Below are 877 nucleotides of genomic sequence, written 5' to 3'. Positions count from 1 at the left end.
GCCGCGTCGCCCTTCGCCCTGAACGCCGCGTGGCCCACGGGGAGCCTGTCGGCCGACGGCACCGCCACCACCGCGGGCGGCTTCGCGATGCAGGGGCGGGGACGGGTCGAGACGCGCTCGTTGTCCGAGACGATGGCCTGGGTCGGCGGCGACGTGGCGCTGGCGCCCTTCATCCGGACCCTCGTGCTCGACGGCCGCTTCGAGACCGCCGGCCGGACCCTGTCGTTTTCGAGCCTGCGCGCGACCCTCGGCGACGACGTGCTCGAAGGCGCGGGCTCGATGAGCTTCGGCGAGGCCCGCACCGCGGTCCAGGCCACGCTCGCCGCCGACAGCCTCAACCTCGCGCCCCTGCTCGGCGGGCTGATGCAGGTCTTCGGCACCGCTCCGGCGGATGACGGCACCGCGGAGCCGGCCCGGCCGGTGGCCCTGGCGCCGCTCACCGGCGGCGACCTCGACCTGCGCATCTCGGCCGCCGAGAGCCGAATCGGCCCGGTCCTCCTCAGCGACCTCGCCGCGAGCGTGCTGGTGCGGCCGGGCTCGATCGAGGTCGCACTCAACCGCGCCGGGCTGCAGGGCGCGACCCTGAAGGGCCGGGTCGCCCTCTCGGCCGCCGGCGCAGACGGCGGCGAGACCGAGGTGAAGGCGCAGGGCGCGTTCGACCGGCTCGACCTCGGATCGCTCCTCCTCGACCTCGGGGAGGCGCGCTGGGTGCTCGGCGGCACGCAAGGCCAGTTCACCCTGGAGAGCAGCGGGCGCGACACCGCGGACCTCGCGGCGCACGTCGCCGGGCGGGCGGGCTTCACCATCGACGGCGGCGTGCTAGCCGGGATCGACCTCGTCGATGTCCTGCACCGCAACGGGGCGATCGCGCCCGGAG

Annotated in this window: 1 pseudogene; it reads left to right on the top strand. The window is 75.8% G+C overall.

Features of this window, described 5'->3' with window-relative positions:
- Positions 1–877: pseudogene (locus FV222_RS30300) on the top strand (AsmA family protein); the annotation flags it as partial.

This window comes from Methylobacterium sp. WL103 (genome assembly GCF_008039885.1).
Classification (GTDB): domain Bacteria; phylum Pseudomonadota; class Alphaproteobacteria; order Rhizobiales; family Beijerinckiaceae; genus Methylobacterium; species Methylobacterium cerastii.
Note: the sequence above shows the minus strand (reverse complement) of the source record. Positions and strands in the feature narration are given on the sequence as shown.